Raw genomic sequence first — 20,273 nt, forward strand, 5'->3', positions numbered from 1 at the left:
TGACGGTACCGCGCCAGGTGATCCACCGCAGCTAGTGGTCTCGATACACCGTCTTCGGCGGCACTCGACCACCTCAACTGCGAGATCTCGACCACCTCGTCGCTAGAGCCAGTCTTGTTTCTTGAAGGTGAGCCACAGGGCGAGGGAACTCACGACGATGAGCCCGACCGACATCCATGCTCCCCACTGCGTGCCGAAGCCGAAGAACTCGAGGTTCTGGCCGAAGAACCCGGTGATCGCGGTCGGCACCGCGATGATGGCAGCCCACGAGGTGACCTGCTTCATGATGAGGTTCATCCGGTTGCCCTGCAGCGCCACATTTGTCTCAAGCACGTTCGAGATCTGATCGCGCAGGGATTCCGTCCAGTCAGCGGCGTGCAGGGTGTGGTCGTAGACGTCTGCGAAGTACGGCTGCAGCTCAGGCGGCACGAGTTGGGTGTCGCGGCGAACGAGCGTCGTCACCACCTCGCGCAGCGGGATGGTCGCGTGCCGCATCCGGGCGATCGAGCGCCGGAACCCGAACGCGCGACGCTGGAGGTCGATCATGTCGCCGTCTTCTTCAAAGAGCTCGCGCGAGAGCTCTTCGGTGATGTCGTCGAGGCGGTCGAGCGTTGCAATGTGGTCGTCGACGAGCACATCGAGGAGCGCCCAGAGGATGAACGCCACACCATGTTCGGCGAGGTCGTCGTTGTCGGCGACGCGCTTTTCTACCCGCTCGATGGGGAACTCATCGTCTCGAACCGTGACGATGAGTCGCGGCATGATGAAGGCGGTGAGGCGGGAGAGCGCCACTTCGCCTTCGCGTTCGTCGACGTTCGACTCCGTCACGGTGAGGAGCATGTGCGAGTTGTAGCGCATGATCTTTGGCCGCTCGTGCTCCGAGAAGGCATCCTCAACAGCGAGCTCGTGGAGATCGAGCTTGCGGGCGAGCTTTTCGATCATCGCGGCATCTTCGTGTGTGAGATCAAGCCATCCCCAACAGTTGCTGTTCGGGTCGCGCACGAGGGAGGAAAGCTCGGTCGTGCCCATGGTGGTGCGCTCGAGGTGGCCGTCTCGAAAGATGCGTCGCGTTTGCATGCGATAACCGTACGACCCACCGGTGACATTCGGAGGTGACGCGGCGGCGCGCACCGTGAGGCTGTCCCGCTGCACAGCCAGTTGCTCAGCATCACTCACTAGCATGTGGTCATGGAGCCCTACGACAGCGCAACATCCGGTCCCGACCTGAAGCCACGAAGCCGTGACGTCACCGACGGCATCGAGAAGGCTGCATCGCGAGGCATGCTTCGTGCCGTTGGCATGGGCGATGACGACTGGGCCAAGCCACAGATTGGCGTTGCGAGCTCCTGGAACGAAGTCACGCCCTGCAACCTCTCGCTCGATCGTCTCGCGCAGGGATGCAAGGAGGGCGTCCACGCCGCCGGCGGTTACCCCCTCCAGTTCGGCACGATCTCCGTCTCGGACGGTATCTCGATGGGCCACGAGGGGATGCACTTCTCGCTCGTTTCGCGTGAAATGATCGCCGACTCGGTCGAGACCGTCGTCATGGCGGAGCGCCTCGACGGCACCGTGCTCCTCGCAGGCTGCGACAAGTCGCTCCCCGGCATGCTTATGGCGGCAGCACGCCTCGGGCTCTCGAGCGTGTTCCTCTTTGCGGGTTCGATCGCCCCCGGCTATGTTCGCCTCTCGGATGGAACGACCCGCGATGACGTCACCGTCATTGACGCCTTTGAAGCTGTCGGTGCCTGCAAAGCCGGGCTCATGAGCGAAGAAGACTTGAAGCGCATCGAAGAAGCCATCTGCCCGGGCGAAGGCGCCTGCGGTGGCTTCTACACGGCCAACACGATGGCCTCGGTCGCCGAAGCGCTCGGCATGTCCGTGCCCGGCTCGGCAGCACCGCCCTCGGCAGACCGTCGCCGCGACTACTACGCCCACAAGTCGGGTGAGGCCGTCGTGAACATGCTTCGCCACGGCATCACCACCCGCGATATCCTCACCAAGGAAGCCTTCGAGAACGCTATCGCGGTGGTCATGGCGATGGGTGGCTCGACGAACGCCGTCCTCCACCTGCTCGCGATTGCCCGTGAAGCCGATGTTGACCTCACGCTCGACGGTTTCAACCGCATCGCCGACCGAGTGCCGCACCTCGCCGACATGAAGCCCTTCGGGAAGTACGTCATGAAGGACGTCGACCGCGTCGGCGGCATCCCCGTCATCATGAACGCGCTGCTTGAAGCGGGCCTCATCCACGGCGAGGCAATGACCGTCACCGGCAAGACGGTGCGCGAAAACCTCGAAGAGTTGAAGCTCCGTCGAGGCATCGACCCGCTCGACGGCGACGTCATCCACACACTCGACAACCCCATCCATGAGAAGGGCGGCATCGCGATCCTCCACGGCTCACTCGCCCCCGAGGGTGCGGTCGTGAAGAGCGCTGGCTTCGACCTCGAAGTGTTCGAGGGCCCGGCGCGCGTGTTCGAGCGCGAACGTGCCGCGATGGATGCCCTCACGAACGGGGAAATTCAGCACGGCGACGTCATCGTCATCCGCTACGAGGGCCCCAAGGGCGGACCTGGCATGCGCGAAATGCTCGCGATCACCGGCGCGCTCAAGGGTGCGGGCCTCGGCAAAGACGTACTACTCTTGACGGACGGACGATTCTCAGGCGGCACAACCGGCCTGTGTATCGGCCACGTGGCACCCGAGGCCGTGGACGGCGGCCCGATTGCCTTTGTCCGTGATGGCGACCCCATTCGCGTTGACATTCAGGCCCGCACGATTGACCTGCTCGTGGACGAGTCTGAACTTGCCGCCCGCCGCGAAGGCTGGGAGCCCCTGCCTCCCCGCTACGAACGCGGTGTTCTCGCGAAGTACGCGAAGCTCGTGAAGTCCGCCTCACACGGCGCGATCACTGGCTAGCCGCTGCATCCCGTGTCCTATCCAACCCCGCACCCGGGCCCGCACAATGACGACGGGACCGAGGAAGAAACGACACACATGACGACCAAGGCAACCCCAGAACGCATGACCGGTGCCCAGGCAGTCGTGCGCTCCCTCGAAGAGCTCGGTGTGACCGACGTGTTCGGGCTTCCCGGCGGCGCCATTCTGCCCGTGTACGACCCGCTCCTTGACGCGGCGAAGATTCGCCACATCCTTGTGCGTCATGAGCAAGGTGCCGGGCACGCGGCCGAAGGCTACGCATCCGCAACCGGCAAGGTGGGCGTGTGCATTGCCACGAGTGGCCCGGGCGCGACGAACCTCGTGACCGCGATCGCCGATGCCTACATGGACTCAGTGCCAATGGTCGCCATCACCGGCCAGGTGTTCTCCTCGCTGCTCGGCACGGACGCCTTCCAGGAGGCCGACATTGTGGGCATCACGATGCCGATCACGAAACACTCCTTCATGGTGCGGGATGCCGCTGAAATTCCGCGCTGCATCGCCTCTGCCTACGAGATCGCCTCGACAGGTCGTCCTGGCCCCGTGCTCGTGGACATCACGAAGGACGCCCAGCAGGCGGAGATGGACTTCACGTGGCCGCCGCCGATTGAGCTGCCCGGCTATCGCCCGGTCATGCGAGCAAACTCGAAGCAGATCCAGGCCGCTGCGGAGCTCATGCGCACCGCCTCGAAGCCCGTCTTCTACCTCGGTGGCGGCGTCATCCGCGCGAACGCCGCTGAAGTAGTCCGCACGCTCGTCGAGCGCACCGGTGCCCCCGCGGTGACGACGCTCATGGCGCGCGGCGCCTTTCCTGACGGCCATCCGCAGCAGCTCGGGATGCCCGGCATGCACGGTACGGTTCCGGCTGTGCTCGCCCTCCAGGAAGCCGACCTCATCATCGCGATTGGCGCTCGTTTCGACGACCGCGTGACGGGTCGTTCGGAACTCTTCGCCCCCAACGCTCAGGTCGTGCACGTCGACATCGATCCGGCCGAGATCGGCAAGATCCGCGAGGCGACGGTCCCGATCGTGGGCGACGCGAAGCTCGCCGCGAACGACCTCCTGGAAGAGATCGACCGCAGCTGGCACGGCGAGACTCCCGAGATCTCCGAATGGTGGAGCTGGCTGAACGGTCTCCGCACGGAATACCCGCGCGGTTACACACCCGCAAGCGATGGCCTCCTCACCCCGCAGCACGTCATCGAGCGCATCTCGGCGCTCAGCGGCCCCGAAGCGATCTACGCTGCAGGCGTCGGCCAGCACCAGATGTGGTGCGCGCAGTTCATCGACTTTGAGCGCCCGAACTCGTGGCTCAACTCGGGCGGCGCCGGCACGATGGGCTACGCCGTCCCCGCCGCAATGGGCGCCAAGGTTGGCGAGCCCGACCGCGTCGTGTGGGCCATCGACGGCGACGGCTGCTTCCAGATGACGAACCAGGAGCTCGCAACCTGCGTCATCAACAACATTCCGATCAAGGTCGGCATCATCAACAACTCGTCGCTTGGCATGGTGCGCCAGTGGCAGACCCTCTTCTACGACTGTCGATACTCGAACACCGAGCTCAACACGGGCCACGAGACGACGATGGTGCCTGACTTCGTGAAGCTCGCTGACGCCTATGGTGCGGTTGGCATGCGCGTCACGAAGGAAGACGAAGTGGATGCCGCCATCATGAAGGCCCTCGAGATCAACGACCGCCCCGTCATCCTCGACTTCATCGTGAGTCGGGATGCGATGGTGTGGCCGATGGTGCCGCAGGGCGTCTCGAACAGTTACGTGCAGTACGCCCGCGATCACGCGCCGGCGTGGATGGATGAGGGAGAGTAACCATGTCGACCCACGTTCTCTCGCTCCTCGTCCTCGACAAGCCGGGCCTGCTCACGCGCGTTGCGGGGCTGTTTGCTCGCCGCGGCTTCAACATTGAGTCGCTCGCGGTCGGGGCATCCGAAACCCCCGGCATCAGCCGTATGACGCTCGTTGTTGATGTCGATGATGTGCCGCTCGAGCAGGTCACGAAGCAGCTCAACAAGCTCATCCACGTGCTCAAGATTGTCGAGCTGGATGCTGCGAACTCGGTCCACCGTGAGCACATGCTCATCAAGGTGCGCGCTGACAGCTCCACTCGCTCGGAGATCATCGAGCTCGCAAACCTCTTCCGTGCTCGCATCGTCGACACGAACCCGGACTCGCTCGTCATCGAGACCACCGGAGACTCGGGAAAGGTTCGAGCGCTGCTGCGTAACCTCGAGCCATACGGAATCAAGGAACTCGTCCAATCGGGCCTGCTCGGCATCGGCCGCGGCCCGAAGTCCGTGACCGAACGCCTCCACCGCTAACCACCACCGCCACACGACCACACCGCACGACCGAAGGAGCACCACGTGACCGACATCGTCTATGACAACGACGCCGACCTCTCGAACATCCAGGGCAAGAAGGTTGCCGTCATCGGCTACGGCTCGCAGGGCCACGCCCACGCCCAGAACCTCCGCGACTCGGGCGTCGAGGTCGTTATCGGCCTCAAGGAGGGCTCGAAGTCGAAGGCCAAGGCCGAGGAGGCAGGCTTCGAGGTGAAGAGCTCGGCCGAGGCAACCGAGTGGGCGGATGTCATCGTCATCCTCGCCCCCGACCAGGCCCAGCGCGACCTCTACCAGCACGACGTCGCCCCGAACCTCGGCGCTGGCAAGACCCTCGTCTTCAGCCATGGCTTCAACATCCGCTTCGGCCTCATCGAAGCACCGGCGGGCGTGGACGTCGTGCTCGTTGCCCCGAAGGGCCCGGGCCACACGGTTCGCCGCGAGTACGAGGCTGGCCGCGGTGTGCCCGTGATCGTCGCCGTTGAGGTGGACGAGTCGGGCAAGGCTTGGGACCTCGCCTGGTCGTACGCGAAGGCCATCGGTGGTCTCCGTGCCGGCGGTATCAAGACGACCTTTACCGAGGAGACCGAGACCGACCTCTTCGGTGAGCAGGCGGTGCTCTGCGGTGGCACCTCGCAGCTCGTACAGTATGGTTTCGAGACCCTCGTCGAGGCTGGCTACCAGCCCGAGATCGCCTACTTCGAGGTGCTCCACGAGCTCAAGCTCATCGTCGACCTCATGTGGGAGGGCGGCATTGCGAAGCAGCGCTGGTCGATCTCCGACACGGCTGAGTTCGGTGATTACGTTTCGGGTCCGCGCGTTATCGACCCGCACGTGAAGGAGAACATGAAGGCAGTCCTCGCCGACATCCAGTCGGGCGCCTTCGCGAAGCGCTTCATCGATGACCAGGATGCTGGTGCGCCCGAGTTCCAGGAACTCCGCAAGAAGGGCGAATCGCACCCGATCGAGAAGACCGGCCACGAGCTGCGCAAGCTCTTCGCCTGGTCGAAGTCGGAGGACGACTACACCGACGGTCAGGTCGCTCGCTAAGACGCGACAGCACGAGGAAGCCCCCGCGAATCATCGCGGGGGCTTCCTCGTGTATGGGCTAGAGTCGCCCGGCCTCGATGACCTGCTTGAGGAATTCGCGCGTGCGCTCCTCAACCGGGTTCTCGAAGATCTGGCTCGGCGGGCCCGCCTCGAGAATGCGGCCCTGCTCAAGGAACACGATCTTGTCGGACACTTCGCGCGCGAAGCTCATCTCGTGCGTGGCGAGGAGCATCGTCATCCCATCTTGTGCGAGCTCGCGCACGATGTTGAGCACTTCCGCGACGAGCTCCGGGTCGAGCGCCGAGGTGATCTCATCGAGCAGGAGCACCTCCGGCTTCATTGCGAGCGCGCGGACGATCGCCACACGCTGCTGCTGGCCGCCCGAGAGCTGATCGGGGTAGTAGTCGGCGCGGTGCCCGAGGTTGACACGATTCAGCAGCTCGCGAGCCTGATCAACGGCATCCGCCTTGGACACTCCGAGCAGCTTCATCGGGCCAATGGCAATGTTTTGCTGGACCGTCATGTGCGGGAAGAGATTGAACGACTGGAACACCATGCCGACCTTTTGGCGCAGCTGATCCACATTCACGCCAGGCCCTGAGACGACATCCCCGTCAACAATGATCTTGCCCTCTTGAATTGGCTCGAGCGCATTCACGCAGCGAAGGAGGGTCGACTTTCCGGAGCCTGAAGCACCAATGAGGCACACGACCTCGTGCTTGTTCACTTCAAAGTCGATACCGCGCAGCACTTCGTGGTCGCCGTAGCGCTTATGGACGTTGTCGAAGGTGATGAACTTCATCGCGAACCTCCCTTGCGCTGTGCGCTGCGGTCAAGCCACCAGTCCACAAGTCGCGTCTGCGGAATCGTGACGAGCACGAACATGATCGCGACGACGGTGACGGCGGAGAGATTGAAATTGGTGGACGAGATGTATTTCGCCTGATTGAACGCATCCATTGCGCCAATCACATTCACGAGTGCCGTGTCCTTTTGCAGACCGATAAACATCGTGAGCAGCGGCGGAATCACATTCTTGATCGACTGCGGCAGGATCATGTATCGCATCGTTTGCGAGAACGAGAACCCGAGCGAACGGGCAGCCGAGAACTGCGATGGGTGAATCGATTCAATACCGGAACGGTAGGTCTCTGCCACGTACGCGCTGTACGTGAGCGAGAGCGCGATGATCGCAAACCAGGCGGGGGAGAGGTCCTTGAGGACCGGGATGCCAGCGAGCGGCAGGCCGAACCCGATGAGGTAGATGACGATGATCGCGGGCACCGCACGCATGATGTCGATGTAGGCGATGGCAAGCCAACGGATCGGGGCACCCGCGCGGCCAGGCAGCATGCGGCAAATCGCGAGGGCGAGACCGAACACGAGCACGATCGCTTCGGCAATGAGCGCGATGAGGATGTTGAGCGAGAACGCCTTGCCAACGGAGGCGACGCTCTTGCCCATGACCTCCCAGTTGAGGAAGGTCTTCTGCACGCTCGCGTCATTGCCGACGATGAGGAGCACGAAGCCGATCACGAGGACGAGCGCACCCGTGATGCCGAGGGCAGTGAGGGCGTGCTCGCGGGCCTTCGTCATCGTCGCACGCGCGACGAGCACGTGCCCAGAGCGCACTTCGCGCTTTGCCTGAGCGACCTCGCGCAGTGAGGTCACCGACATGATGAAGGGGATGGCGGCACCCACGACACCGAGCGCGAGGAACACCCAGCCGAGGGTTGCCGCGAGCGATCCTGCCGGAGCGGCCGCGATGGCGCCCGAGGTCATGACGCCGACCGCAGCGAGCACGAGCGTCGCGACCACGAGTGCGCCGATGCCGAGCTTCCATGCGGGCTTCGGTTCACTCAGGCGCAGCTCGCGATGCGTTTCGAGTGCTTGCGTGGTGAGATGCGTTGTCGTCATTACGGCTGCTCCCACGTCGGGATGGTGTTCGGGTCAACACCGAACAGCGGCTGCAGGTAGCTCGCCGAGAGCTTGTCGAAGGTGCCATCCGACTTCATCTCTTCGATGGCCTTGTTGACGCCGTCGACGTTCGTGCTGCCCTTCGGGAGGGTGATGCCGTAGCCCTGGTCGACCTGGTACTGCGCGATGACCTTGAGCTCGCCATTCGACGCCGAGGTGTTCGTGAGTGCGAGGGTCGTGTCGGTGATGACCGCGTCAATCTGGCCGGCCTTGAGCGCCGTGAACATCTCGGTCTCCGACTGGAACAGCTGCGGGCCACCGGCGGGCTTGAGCGTGTCGGTCACGAACTGGGAACCCATATTGCCCTGGAGGACGCCGACGCGCTTCTCGGCAATGTTTTCGGCGGTGACGTCCGCACCATCCTTGACCGCGACGCCGAGGTTTGACTGGAAGTAGGGCTCCGAGAAGTCAAAGACTTCCTTGCGCTCGTCGGTGATCGTGGTGCTCGCGAGCGAGATGTCGTAGTCCTGCTTGCTCGCGGAGATGTACTGATCCCATGACTGGTTCTGGATCGTGAGGGACTTCAGGCCTGCACGGTGGGCGATGTTCGCCACCATGCAGTATTCGAAACCGCTGTTCACAGCCTCGGGGGAGTCGCCGTTCCACCAGCCGTTGCTCGGGAGCACGGTCGTGACGGTGAGGGTGTCCGGGGTTTGCGGCTGCAGCTGGATGCTGCCGGGCTGGCCGGTGAGTTCACACTCGCCGAAGCCTTCGCTCGTGCCGTTAAGGGCATCGCAGCCGGTGAGCGAGGTCACCCCGAGCGCGAGCATCCCGACTGCAGCAAGGGTACGGATGGTCTTCATTGTTGCTCCTTGGTCGCCGTTGACGTTGGAAGGGAAGAAAGGGAGAAAGAGTCTGTGTGTCGCTAGTTCGCGCGGGCCGTACGGGCCCGGCGGGCAGCATCCACGAACGCGCTCGCGAGGAGCATCATGTGCTCGCGGTTCGCACCCGGGTCCTCCGGATGCCACTGGACTGCCGCGGTGAAGTCGTCCGTCGGCACTTCGATCGCCTCGACGATGCCGTCATTTGAACGGCCGGTCACGACGACGCCGTCGGCCGGCTCGGCGATGGCCTGATGGTGGGCCGAACGAATTGCGATGTCGTGGTCGAGGTAGATGGTGCTCACCGCGCTGTCGTGTTCGAGTACGACGGTGTGGTCGGTCATCTGGTCGGAGACGGGGTGGTCGTTGTGGACGCGGCCGTCGCCGAGATCGGGCTCCAGCGTGCCGCCGAGCGCGACGTTCATGACCTGAAGGCCCCGGCAGATGCCGAAGAGCGGGCGCTGCTTTGCGCGGGCTGCGTGCACGAGGCTGATCTCGAACTCATCGGCCGCGAGGTTGCAGCCCTTGCTGAGCTCGTGTGCGCGCTCATCGCCCTGGTAGAGCTCGGGGGAGACGTCGGCTCCGCCGAGCATCATGACAGCATCCACTCGCTCGACGAGTTCCTCCACATCCTGTGGGGGACGTGCCGCATCCACGTAGAGCACCTGGACGTCGGGGGCGATGAGGGTGAGTGCCTGGCCCGCGCTCGTTGCGAGCGTGTGCAGCTCGTTCGAGTACTTCTCGTCGACCGTGGGGGCGTCCATGGCGTACGAGAGTAGGACGCGAAGTGGCCGCGGGTGGCTGGGGGATGGTTGGCTCATAGTGACTCCTAGTGTTGCGCCGTTGCAGCATCTGAGGACGAACGTTCGAGGATTACTCTAAACACTAGATGATAGAAGTTGCCAGTGGTCTACAACACGTTTTCACCGATTGGCGGCCGAGCGAGCACGGAGCTCATCGTCCAGCGGCTCGTGGGCGCTGTTGCCGCGGGCCAGCTCCGGCCCGGTGACCGCCTGCCGCCCGAACAAGAACTTGCGCAGGCTTTCGAAGTTGCGCCGATGACCCTCCGCAAGGGACTCGAAGTATTGCGTGATCTCGGTGTCGTCGAATCTCGCCGCGGCCGTGCCGGGGGAACCTTCATCGGCGATGAAGCGCCACTTCGCATCCAAGAGTATGCCGAGAGTTTTTCGCTCACGAAGCGCTGGCTCGAAGACCTCACCGACTACCGCATTGCGATCAGTGCCCAGGCGTGCGCGCTCGCGGCCGAGCGTGCCAGTGATGACGCGCTCGCCGCGATCGTTGCGCTCTCGGAGCGCTATGACGGCTCGAACGAGGGGCGCCAGGCGCTCCGCGCGATCGACGTCGAATTGCACTCGCAGATTGCGCTGCACTCCGGCTCGGAGCGGCTCTACGAGGCGGAGCTTGAAATTCAGCAAGATCTCTCGCGCGTGCTCGCTTCGCTCCCTGACATCCCACTCATGCACCGAAGCGAAGGTGGCGAGCACGACCAGCTCGTTGCTGCGCTTGCCGCACGCGACGCTGCCGCAGCGCGCGAAGCGATGATCGCGCACGCCGAGGAGTCGCTCACCTGGTGCCTCGCGCTTCTCGCGCGCGGTGAGTGATTTCACGGGCAACATTTGGGGGTCCAAGCCTGAGTCAGGCTTGGACCCCCAAATGTTGCCCTCAGCGTCAGCGCGGAATGCGGCGAGGTCCGGAACCGTTACGGTGAAGTGGCCCCCGACACCGCCTCCAGGATCGAGTCCCGCATGCGTACGCTCCTTCGCATCCTCCGTTTCACGCGCGAACTCGCGCCGTACTACCTCGGCATCGTCGTGTGCTCGATCCTCGTTGCGCTCGCGGCGCTCGCCTCGCCGTTCCTCATCGGGCGCGCGACCGACGTCGTCGTCGGCGCCGTTGCGGGGGAGCGCACCCCGAGCGAGGCCATCACGCTCGTGCTGTGGCTCGCAGGTGGACTGTTCCTTGCGGAACTGCTCTCGACGGCGATTTCGAGTTTCGGCGGGTATCTCGGCGATGTGGCGAGCGCCCGGATGCGTGCCATCCTCTCGGTGCGCTACTTTGAGCAGCTGCTGGGCCTGCCGCAGCGCTACTTCGATGAGGAGCTCACCGGCACGATCGTGAACCGGCTGAACCGCTCCATCATCGAGACGACGAACTTCCTCAAGTCGTTTGCGAACACGTTCTTCACGATGCTCCTTACGACCTTCGCGGTGCTCATCATCACTGCGTTCTACGCGTGGCCGCTGGCGGTGCTCCTCGGCATCATGTTCCCGCTCTACGTGTGGCTTACGACCCTCACGAGCAAGCACTGGCAGGAGGTTGAGGGGCGAAAGAATGAGCACATTGATCAGGCCTCGGGTCGCTTCAGTGAAGTGGTCGCGCAGATCCCGGTCGTGAAGAGCTTCGTGCAGGAGTTCCGCGAGCTGCGCATCTTCCGCGGCCACTTTGCCGACACGGTCTCGCTCACGAAGCGGCAGTCGACGCGCTGGCACCTCATGGACGCCATCCGCCGGGGCGTGCTTGCACTCGTCCTCTTTGCCATGATGGCGATCATCCTCGTGAAGACCGCGGCGGGGGAGTTCTCGGTCGGCGACATGGTGCTGCTCATCCAGCTCATTGCGATGGCTCGCCAGCCGGTCACCATGATGAGCTTCATCATCGACTCGGGGCAGCATGCGGTGGCTGGGTCGAAGGACTATTTCTCGGTCATGGACCTTGCGCCCGAGCGTCCCCTTGCCGAGCTCGCCGCACGTACGGGCGTGGAGCAGGATGCAACGCCTGTGCGCTCGCACGAGCTTCACCCGGACACCCCGGCCGTCGAGTTCCGAAACCTCGCCTTCGCCTACGAGGAGGGGGAAGGGAGCGTCCTGCAGGACGTTTCGCTCTCCATTCGCCAGGGCGAGCGGGTCGCGTTCATCGGCGAATCGGGTGCTGGCAAGACGACGCTCGTGAGCCTCCTGCTGGGGCTGTACCCGCTGTCTGCTGGTGAGGTCTTCGTGGAGGGGATGCTTGCTTCGCAGCTCGAGGTCGCGAAGCTTCGCGAACGCATCGCGGTCGTATTCCAGGATGCTTCGCTTTTCTCCGGGACGATCCGCGAGAACATCTCGTACGCGCGCCCCAATGCGAGTAACGAGGAGATCGTGGTGGCCGCCCGCCGCGCGAATGCCGAGCAGTTCATCGAAAAGTTCCCCGAGGGATACGACTCGCTCATTGGTGAGCGCGGGCTCAAGCTCTCGGGCGGACAGCGCCAGCGCATCGCGATTGCGCGCGCCATCTTGAAGGACGCCCCGATCCTCGTGCTCGACGAAGCTACGAGCGCCCTCGACACGAAGTCGGAGCGTCTCGTGCAGGCGGGCCTCGACGAGCTCATGCGTGGCCGCACGAGCCTCATCATCGCCCACCGCCTCTCGACGATCGCGAGCGTCGACCGCATCGTGACGCTCCGAAACGGGCGGATCGACGAGGTTGGCTCGCCCGCAGAACTTGCCGCCTCGGGCGGACTCTACGCGGAGCTTCTCGCACTCCAAAACGAGGGCACGGCCGAAGCGAAGAAGCGGCTGCAGGCGTACGACCTGAGCTAGGAAGCCGCAGGCGCGGGCATGGCACACTCGAAGGCATGCGCATTCGCCAGAGTGCGGATCACTGGCCCGGACGTGCACGGGGCAAGACCACACCAGGGGAATAACGCCGCCGAGACCGCCGCGGACATCACGGCCGCGGTGCGCGGTGTCCGCGCCAATCCGCTCGTGCCACATTCCGCGAAGGCGACCTGGATTCGAGCTGGAACCGGTCTTCTCAATGTCATCCCCGGAAGTTGTGAGCTAGGTATTGACGTCCGAGCAGCCGAGACGGCACTGCTGAGCGAGCTGCAGGATGACATCGAACGCCGCTGCCGGAGCATCGCGGACGCCGCTGGCACGAACGTGGACATGACGTGGAAGGACGTTGTGCCGGCCGCGCTGGTCGGCCCCGTGCGGAAGCCTTCCTGGAGCAGGCCATTGTCGAGATGCAGGGCACTGACGTGCTCGTGCCGTCAGGCCCGACGCCAGGCTCGGACGACTTCCACTGCTACACCGTTCACCGACCGGAGCTCGAGGCGGCTCGCTCGGCGCGGCACTCCTCGTCGTGGGTGGCACGGACGCCGCTGGTCACGCGATCTCGAGTTGTGATCGCGCCCAGTGCGTTCGTGCCGCCGCGCGGGGAAGCACCCAGGCGGTGCAGCCTAGAATTGAGCGTCACAGCACGCGGAAAGGGCCGCCCTATGACACACACGCTCAACCTCGCAGTCATCGCCGGAGATGGAATCGGGCCGGAGGTGACGGCCGAAGCGCGTAAGGTGCTTCGCGCAGCGCTCGCCCTCGATCAGGTTGAGCTTGTCGAACACGAGTACCCCTTCGGAGCCGGTCACTACCTCGAGACCGGCCGCATCCTCGACGACGAAGACCTCGAATCGCTCCGTCAGCACGACGCGATCCTCCTCGGTGCGATCGGCGGCGACCCGTCCGACCCTCGCCTCGCGGGCGGCCTTGTCGAACGCGGGATGCTCCTCAAGCTCCGCTTCGCCTTCGACCACTACGTGAACCTCCGCCCGGCGACGCTCTATCCGAGCGCGGAAAGCCCGCTCGCGAAGCCCGGCAATATCGACTTCCTCGTCGTCCGTGAAGGGACGGAAGGGCCCTACGTCGGCAACGGCGGCTCCATCCGCACCGGCACGCCCCTCGAGATCGCGAACGAGACGAGCGTCAACACGGCCTTCGGCGTCGAGCGACTCGTCCGCTTCGCCTTCGAGCAGGCTGAGGCCCGCCCACGCAAGCGCCTCACGCTCGTCCACAAGAAGAACGTCCTCGTGCACGCCGGCAACATGTGGCAGCGGATCGTGAACGAGGTCGCGAAGGACTTCCCCGAGATCACCGTCGACTACCTGCACGTTGACGCGGCCACGATCTTCTTCGTGAAGGACCCGAGCCGCTTCGACGTCATCGTCACCGATAACCTCTTCGGAGACATCCTCACGGACCTTGCCGCTGCCATCACGGGCGGCATTGGTCTCGCCGCATCCGGGAACATCAACCCAGAAGGCACCTTCCCGAGCATGTTCGAACCCGTACACGGCTCGGCACCCGATATCGCCGGTCAGCAGAAGGCAGACCCGACCGCCGCGATCCTTTCGGCAGCACTCCTCGCCGGATCGCTCGGCCACACGGCCGCCGCCGCACGCATTGAAGCTGCCTGCCGCGCCGACCTCGCAGCCCGTGGCAGCGGCATCGAACGCACCACCGCCGAGACCGGCGACGCGATCGTGGCGCTCCTTGACGCTGAGCCTGCCGCCTAGGCGCGCACCAACACGCATCCCCACGCATCTCAGGAAAGAAGCAATGACCGCTCCTGCATTCCGCATTGAACAGAACCCCACGCCGATCTCCGCAGAAGAGTGCGCCGCAGTGCTCGAGAACCCCGGCTTCGGCAAGCGCTTCACCGACCACATGGCGCTCATCGACTGGACGCTTGAGGAAGGCTGGCACGACGCCCGCATCGTCCCGTACGGCCCCTTCCAGATGGACCCCGCCTCCTCGATCTTCCACTACGGCCAGGAGGTCTTCGAAGGGCTCAAGGCCTACCGTCACGCGGATGGCAGCATCCACACTTTCCGTCCGGAACGCAACGCTGCCCGCCTTCGCCAGTCCGCGAAGCGCCTCGCGCTGCCCGAACTGCCGGATGAGCTCTTCATCGGTGCCATTGAAGAACTCGTGAAGATTGACGCCGAGTGGGTGCCCGCGCACGGCGAAGGGATGTCGCTGTACCTGCGCCCCTTCATCATCGCGAACGAGAGCTTCCTCGGCGTCCGCGCCGCCCACCGCGCCACTTTCTGCGTCATCGCGTGCCCGGCCGGTTCGTACTTCGCTGACCCGACGCGCCCTGTGAGTATCTGGCTTTCGCAGCAGTTCTCGCGCGCGGGTCGTGGCGGCACGGGCTTCGCGAAGTGTGGCGGCAACTACGCGGCGTCGCTTCTCCCGACGACGGAGGCCTACGCCCAAGGGTGTGAACAGGTGCTCTTCCTCGACTCGTGCGAGAACCGCTACCTCGAAGAGCTCGGCGGCATGAACATCCTCCTCGTGAAGAAGGACGGCACGATCCTCACGCCGGACTCCGACTCCATCCTTCCGGGCATCACCCGCGACACGCTCCTCGAGCTCGCCGAGCAGGACGGCCACCGTGTGGAGCGTCGCCGCATCGCCCTCGATGAGTGGCGGGATGGCGTTGCCTCGGGCGAGATCGTCGAAGCCTTCGCCTGCGGCACCGCGGCCGTCGTCTCACCGATCGGCGTCCTCAAGGCACCGAACTTCACGCTCGAGAACCCGCCGGTGACTGCCGAATCGGTGTCCATGAAGCTGCGTGCCAAGCTCACCGGCATACAGAACGGCGACGTGGCCGACACGAACGGCTGGCTCCACCGCCTCGTCTAGCTGGTGATTCGTTGCGGCTTTGTGTATTCACACCTATCGCTCAGGAGTGGGGCTTGGCGGATGCCTGACATTGAGCTACGTTGTTCTCCGAACAATGGAGTTCGAGGAGGTTAGTTATGGAGAAGCTGATCGAAGAAATTCGTCGCGAGCACCTCGACGCGCTTCGTGCCGTCGACTTGGATTGCTGCTCAAACATGACTGCGGTCTAATCTAACGCTTGGCCGGAGCTTGTCTCCGGCCAAGCTTTGACAAAGGGGTCAAGGTGATTTCAGACCAGTATGTTCGACACATTCGTTCCCGAATCGCGGGGCAATCTATTGAGCAGATCGACCTTGAAATAGTTGAGGTGCTCAAGTTCCTAGCAATCGTTTCCGCGTCAACTGGGCGTCGCTTCCCATTGACGCAAGAAGCTGATCAAGTGTGGCATGAGTTGATCCTGCAAACGGGACTTTATGCTCGTCTGTGTCGAGAATTGCCCGGCGGGCATTTTCTTCATCATGAGTCCATTACTCCAGTTGAGTATCATGATCGCGTCGGTGATGATACTTTTGTGCGTGAGTGGGTCCAATGGGTTCCTGACTATGTTCAGAATTTTGGGCCATTCGTCGGTGAAGCTGCTCGGGCGTGGAATGTGGTCGTATTTCTCCAGAATGAAATGGGGCTCTCCCTTCAGGAAATCAACGATTTGGGCCAGAGTGAGGCTCCGTCTTGTCGTGTCCCTGGGAAGGTGGGTCAGCAGCTGAATCTACTTGAAGCGCGGCTACGAGCAACTCGAAAGCATGGTTGAGTCCATTCGTTATCGGTTGCCGCCGGATGGGGTCAGTTTCGCCCTCCCGGATGACAGGCTCCCTTCTTGGTTTAAAGCCGAAGTCTGCCAAGCCGTACTTGATTCGCCTTGGAACGGGTATATTGCTGACGGACAGTTTGAATTTGAGTCGTTCGCATCTCTAGATGGCGCGTCAGTAAAAGATAACGTAGTCGTGCTGACGCGTGGGGCAGATGAAGCGATACTGCTCCTGGCCGCAGCGGTTAAGCGAGTCGTTGTCCCTCTTGGGTGTTATCCGGGTTATGATCGTTTGAAGCTACGGGGCCTCGGTGTTGATGTTCGCTACTATGACCCCTCTGGATTTCCACGTGGCCTTGGGGAGCCGGATACGAGGGTTTTCGTTTGCTATCCAGGTAACCCTGTCGATCCCGCGTGGTTTGATGCTGTCTGTTCGCGATCGATGGATCTCAGTGGTCTAGTTGTAGATGCCACCTATTTTTGCCCCTTCTCTGAGGAATTCGAGAACCTGGCGTCTCGTGTAGTGGCATCGGGCGGCTTGGTGATTTTTTCGCTGTCCAAGACGCTTGGTGTAGCTGCTGCCAGGCTGGGAGGGATAGTTGGCCCAATCGGACAGGTTCCGCCGTCTTTGGATGTCTCGAGGATTGACGTTTTTCAAGCTGCTCTATGGAGAGTGTTCAATACGCCGTCTGGTCGTGGGGTTGCCAGAACTATCTTGGAATCACTCCGTTGTTGCAAGAATGATCTCGAGGCTCGTGTAAAAAGCTTGGGCTATTCCGTTCGGCCTAGTCTTGCCGAGTCGTTCTTACTCGTTGAAGAGCCCTCGTGGTCCCTTATTTCGGGTCTCGCTGCGAAACGATATCCCGAGTTTGGCTTGCTTCGTGTTGATGTGTGTCAAACGAATCTTGACTTCTTGGAAGCTGTCTAAGCGCATGAAGAGTGTTTTGGGTCAGCCAGCTGTTTTTGCTAAGAATCGGATTATGTTTCTTAAGAAGGGGGGCATGCTTGGTCTCGCTGCCATCCTGCCAGGCGGACAGGCGTTAGCGATGGTGGCCCTTGCGGGACTCTTGCATGGCGCATCGAGCGGTTCTCGAGTTGGCCTGGTGTTGCAGCTTGCCGGTCTCTCGACGGTTGCATTTGTTGGAGTAACCATACTCGTGGTGAATCGATGTGGGGCGAAAACATCGGAATGGCGCGTGCGACTCCACGAACTGCGCTTGCTTGCTCGGTGCGCTTCCCTCATTTCGGCAACTGTATATGCAGGCTTTGTGGCGTTTCTTGCCTCGCTCGAGGAATTGGCTGGGGCTGGATTGGTTTTTGCAATAGCCTCGGGCGTAGCGGTGAGTTGCATTCCTCTCTTGTCCTGGCAGGCGGGTGTCATGCAGGTGCTCGACTTGGAGCGCTTGAATCTCGTATGGGGGGTACTTATCGCAATCGCTCCTGTAGTGGCTCTGATATTTTTGCGGGGTTGCGCCGCATCAGTTGCTCTCGGGGTTGCTGGATCTGTGTGGAGTCTCGTTGTTGTTGCCTCAGTGTTACATCGTGAATACGCCGCGTCGAGAGCCGGTGCGACAATTGGCCGAGTGCCCCCTGGCGTAGCTGGCCTCAGGGGTGTTGTCCGAGACTTGATCTCAAGTCTGCTTGGCGCGTCCGACGGCCTCATGATGATGGTTGTGTTCACGGTTCTTCTGACGTTGGCGCATATTGCGGGTGATTCTGAGGCGTTGGGGGTTGCATTCGCCATTAATGTTGCCCGCATATTTGTGCTGCCGCTCAAACAGTTTGGCATGGTAGGTGGGCGTCTTGTGCTGCAAGGCGCGGGGGCGGTCTCCTCCTACGTTGGTCTCATGTGTGCTGTTTTGAGCATCATTGCGATTGCCCTCGTCGCATGCGCGATGTTGGATATTCATCTATCGGGTGTGTCGCCGGAACTCTTTCTGTTGCTTGCCTTGCAAATGACTATCGAGCCATTCGGCGCCTTTCTCTCAACGATGCGAAAGGTGATTGAAGGGCCGTCGGCGACGGTCGCTGGCCTTGCGGTATGTCTTGTTCTTGTTGTCGCTGCGTCGTGTTGCTTGCTTTATTTCGGCTTGTTCACGGCCGTGAACGTGTGGCTTGTGTGGGTCGCTGGCCGAATCGTATTTGCCGTGAGTACATGCGTCGGACTGCGAAGCCGGGAACTGACAGCAACGTAGCTGGTGGAGCGTGAACTCAAGTCGCTGAGAAACCTGTGCAGGGAGGTGAACTGGGCACGCACGGATAGCCCTCTGCGAAGCGCATAGTCCGGTGCTCTGCCGTAACGAGGTATGCAGCATCGGGATCGCATGACAACTTGCGCGAAGCCCGTGGCCGGAACCCTCTCCTCGGCGGCTACCCGCGGCCGCCGAGGCGACGGGCAGCTCGCGCGAGCCAGAGCTGCACGGCATCGCCGGTGACGCGCGGGTCAAGGCCCGTGAGCTGCGTGATCTGGTCGAGGCGGTAGCGGACCGTGTTGCGGTGCGTGCCGAGAATCGCGGCCACCGTGGCGACGGCGCCCGACTCTGCGAGGTAGGCGTCGAGTGTGTCGACGAGGGCCGAACCGTGGTCGCGGTCGGCGCGCTCAATCGGGCCGAGGATCTCTGCCGCGAGCTCCTCAACCGGCACGTCCTCGCTCGCGAGAATGAGCGAAGCGATCGACAAGCGTGATGCCTCGGCAACGGATGCCTCCTGCTCGAGGTGGCTGAGCGCATCCCGCGCCTCGTAGTAACTCCAGCGAAGCGCCTGCGACACGGGGTAGGCATCGCCGATACCCACGCGCACCTGCAGGCCGGCCGCACGGGCGAGACCCACAATTGAATCGGCGGCGGCGCGAGCATCCTGCTTGCCCGGGACGAGCACGACGAGCTCCTCGTCGATCATGGCCGCCACGGCGTGCTCGAGCGACTTCGGCAGCGGCATCGAACCGAGGCCGCGGCCACGGCGGGCATCGGCCGCGACAACGAGCGCGCGGTAGCGGCCACCAGCCACGCCGAGCGCACCAAGACGGACCTCGGCCTCCTCGGCCGGAACACGACCGCGGACGATATCCGCGAAACTCTGGCCGGCTTGCTCGCGGTCGCCCTGAATCCGGCGCGACTCCTCAGTGAGCTGCAGACTCACAAGTGAGCGCGCATAGTTGAGGACCCGTTCGTGGCGGCGGGGACGCGAAACGTGGAGCGTTGCAAGCATGTTCGTGCCTGCGCTCACGGCGAGGGTGTCCCATCCCTCAATGTCTTCTTCGGGATCGTGGTTCGGGCCCTCGCCCGCCTCGACGTCACCCGCGAGCACCTCACCGTAGCGGCTCACTGCAACACGAGCGTTCGTGATGTGGGCGAGCTGCGCGACAAGCCCGTCGAGGCCGCCGTTCGTGAGCATGGCCTGCACAAGTTGCTGGTGCAGACGGTGCATCGTCTCAATCGCTGCAACCTGTTCCGAGGCATGTGCCTGCGAAATGAATCGAACGATGCGACTGAATGGCACCTCGTAGGGCAAGAGCACGATCGGGAGACCGCTCTTGCGCGCCTCATCGACGAGCGCCTCGGGCATCTCATCATGCTCGAAACCGAGACTGAAACACAGGCCACGGGAGTCAGCCGCCACGAGGGCGCGAACAAAGCTGCGCTGCACCTTCGGGGTCTGCAAGCGCATGCCGGTCGTCAGGACGAGCTGGCCGCCAGTGAGGAACGGCCCCGGCTCCGGAACCTCCGTGGTCGTTGCCCACTCAATCGGCTCTCGCAGTCGCTCACCCTCACCGCAAATGAGCTCGAGACGAAACTCGGAGGTATTGAGGAGTGAACGAATTGAAGCGGGCATAGCTCCAGTCTAATGCCGGTTGTGCGGCCGC

18 protein-coding genes are annotated in these 20,273 nt (G+C 63.0%); 12 read left to right on the forward strand and 6 right to left on the reverse strand.

Features of this window, described 5'->3' with window-relative positions:
- Positions 1-102 precede the first annotated feature (102 nt).
- Positions 103-1,077: a magnesium transporter CorA family protein gene (locus tag ZAL01S_RS03300; protein ID WP_159421562.1), complete on the reverse strand. Its 975-nt coding sequence runs from the start codon at positions 1,075-1,077 to the stop codon at positions 103-105.
- Positions 1,078-1,188: 111 nt separating this feature from the next.
- Between ZAL01S_RS03300 and ilvD the strand changes: the two genes are divergently transcribed.
- The 4 genes from ilvD to ilvC all read left to right on the forward strand — a co-directional run bounded on the left by ilvD (position 1,189) and on the right by ilvC (position 6,347).
- Positions 1,189-2,919, forward strand: coding sequence for a dihydroxy-acid dehydratase (ilvD, locus tag ZAL01S_RS03305; protein ID WP_066079698.1), 1,731 nt, complete (start codon positions 1,189-1,191; stop codon positions 2,917-2,919).
- Positions 2,920-2,997: 78 nt separating this feature from the next.
- A complete protein-coding gene (locus ZAL01S_RS03310; protein WP_066079701.1) occupies positions 2,998-4,767 on the forward strand; it encodes an acetolactate synthase large subunit in 1,770 nt (589 codons plus the stop codon).
- Between the two features lie 2 nt (positions 4,768-4,769).
- On the forward strand, positions 4,770-5,276 hold the full coding sequence (ilvN, locus tag ZAL01S_RS03315; protein WP_066079704.1) for an acetolactate synthase small subunit: 507 nt from the start codon (positions 4,770-4,772) through the stop codon (positions 5,274-5,276).
- 45 nt (positions 5,277-5,321) lie between these two features.
- Positions 5,322-6,347, forward strand: coding sequence for a ketol-acid reductoisomerase (gene ilvC / locus ZAL01S_RS03320; RefSeq protein ID WP_066079707.1), 1,026 nt, complete (start codon positions 5,322-5,324; stop codon positions 6,345-6,347).
- Positions 6,348-6,405: 58 nt separating this feature from the next.
- Here ilvC and ZAL01S_RS03325 read toward each other — a convergent pair whose 3' ends face one another.
- The 4 genes from ZAL01S_RS03325 to ZAL01S_RS03340 form a co-directional block, all read right to left on the reverse strand.
- On the reverse strand, positions 6,406-7,149 hold the full coding sequence (locus ZAL01S_RS03325; RefSeq protein WP_066079709.1) for an amino acid ABC transporter ATP-binding protein: 744 nt from the start codon (positions 7,147-7,149) through the stop codon (positions 6,406-6,408).
- A complete protein-coding gene (locus ZAL01S_RS03330) occupies positions 7,146-8,264 on the reverse strand; it encodes an amino acid ABC transporter permease (RefSeq protein ID WP_066079712.1) in 1,119 nt (372 codons plus the stop codon). The genes ZAL01S_RS03325 and ZAL01S_RS03330 overlap by 4 nt, the downstream gene beginning before the upstream one ends.
- Positions 8,264-9,127 carry an ABC transporter substrate-binding protein gene (locus ZAL01S_RS03335; RefSeq protein WP_066079715.1) on the reverse strand — a complete coding sequence of 288 codons (864 nt, stop codon included), beginning with the start codon at positions 9,125-9,127 and terminating at the stop codon, positions 8,264-8,266. Before ZAL01S_RS03335 ends, ZAL01S_RS03330 begins: the two co-directional genes overlap by 1 nt.
- Positions 9,128-9,189: 62 nt before the next feature.
- Entirely contained in the window at positions 9,190-9,966 is a 777-nt protein-coding gene (locus tag ZAL01S_RS03340) for a gamma-glutamyl-gamma-aminobutyrate hydrolase family protein (RefSeq protein WP_083523016.1), read from the reverse strand.
- A gap of 84 nt (positions 9,967-10,050) precedes the next feature.
- On the opposite strand from ZAL01S_RS03340, the gene ZAL01S_RS03345 reads away from it, so the two are divergent.
- The 8 genes from ZAL01S_RS03345 to ZAL01S_RS10250 all read left to right on the forward strand — a co-directional run bounded on the left by ZAL01S_RS03345 (position 10,051) and on the right by ZAL01S_RS10250 (position 18,606).
- Entirely contained in the window at positions 10,051-10,767 is a 717-nt protein-coding gene (locus tag ZAL01S_RS03345; RefSeq protein WP_066079721.1) for a FadR/GntR family transcriptional regulator, read from the forward strand.
- A 144-nt stretch (positions 10,768-10,911) separates the two neighbouring features.
- Positions 10,912-12,744, forward strand: a complete 1,833-nt coding sequence (locus ZAL01S_RS03350) for an ABC transporter ATP-binding protein (protein WP_066079724.1) — start codon at positions 10,912-10,914, stop codon at positions 12,742-12,744.
- Between the two features lie 18 nt (positions 12,745-12,762).
- The gene (locus ZAL01S_RS10750; RefSeq protein ID WP_083523018.1) at positions 12,763-13,332 is read left to right on the forward strand and encodes a peptidase dimerization domain-containing protein; all 570 of its coding nucleotides are present in this window, start codon (positions 12,763-12,765) and stop codon (positions 13,330-13,332) included.
- 92 nt (positions 13,333-13,424) lie between these two features.
- On the forward strand, positions 13,425-14,495 hold the full coding sequence (locus ZAL01S_RS03355) for a 3-isopropylmalate dehydrogenase (protein ID WP_066079727.1): 1,071 nt from the start codon (positions 13,425-13,427) through the stop codon (positions 14,493-14,495).
- Positions 14,496-14,538: 43 nt separating this feature from the next.
- A complete protein-coding gene (locus ZAL01S_RS03360) occupies positions 14,539-15,627 on the forward strand; it encodes a branched-chain amino acid aminotransferase (protein WP_066079730.1) in 1,089 nt (362 codons plus the stop codon).
- A gap of 262 nt (positions 15,628-15,889) precedes the next feature.
- Positions 15,890-16,414, forward strand: coding sequence for a hypothetical protein (locus tag ZAL01S_RS10240; protein WP_159421563.1), 525 nt, complete (start codon positions 15,890-15,892; stop codon positions 16,412-16,414).
- On the forward strand, positions 16,407-17,339 hold the full coding sequence (locus tag ZAL01S_RS10245; protein WP_159421564.1) for a hypothetical protein: 933 nt from the start codon (positions 16,407-16,409) through the stop codon (positions 17,337-17,339). Before ZAL01S_RS10240 ends, ZAL01S_RS10245 begins: the two co-directional genes overlap by 8 nt.
- A 52-nt stretch (positions 17,340-17,391) precedes the next feature.
- Positions 17,392-18,606 (forward strand): hypothetical protein, encoded by a 1,215-nt coding sequence (locus ZAL01S_RS10250; protein WP_159421565.1) that lies wholly within the window; start codon positions 17,392-17,394, stop codon positions 18,604-18,606.
- Between the two features lie 175 nt (positions 18,607-18,781).
- Here the strand turns inward: ZAL01S_RS10250 and ZAL01S_RS03375 are convergent, their stop codons facing one another.
- Positions 18,782-20,242, reverse strand: coding sequence for a PucR family transcriptional regulator (locus ZAL01S_RS03375; protein WP_066079738.1), 1,461 nt, complete (start codon positions 20,240-20,242; stop codon positions 18,782-18,784).
- Between the last annotated feature and the right edge of the window lie 31 nt (positions 20,243-20,273).

This window comes from [Zimmermannella] alba NBRC 15616, assembly GCF_001570905.1.
GTDB lineage: Bacteria > Actinomycetota > Actinomycetes > Actinomycetales > Microbacteriaceae > Pseudoclavibacter > Pseudoclavibacter albus.